Origin of the sequence: Pseudoalteromonas aliena, from assembly GCF_038155085.1 — a bacterium.
Lineage (GTDB): Bacteria > Pseudomonadota > Gammaproteobacteria > Enterobacterales > Alteromonadaceae > Pseudoalteromonas > Pseudoalteromonas aliena_A.
On sequence record NZ_JBAKAU010000099.1, the window covers coordinates 1 to 235 of the forward strand.

1 protein-coding gene is annotated in these 235 nt (G+C 37.4%); it reads left to right on the plus strand.

Translation table 11 applies throughout. From position 1 onward, the window contains the following. On the plus strand, window positions 1-235 hold a 235-nt coding region (locus V6260_RS18695; RefSeq protein WP_341595582.1), incomplete at both ends, for an MAPEG family protein.

Sequence of the window (235 nt, forward strand, 5' to 3'; positions counted from 1 at the left end):
GAAAAAATCATCATACTTGCGATTTGTGCACAAGTTACGCTTTCACTGGTTGTCATGCTCATTATGGGAAAAAGACGCTTTGCCGCAGCTAAAAACAAACAACTAGATTTAAGCGATTTAAAAACAATGCAGTTAGATAAGGCGGGCGACACTATTAGAGTAGCAGATAGAAACTTTTCGAATCAGTATGAAATACATGTGATTTTTTACGCAGGATGTTTCCTTGCACTACATC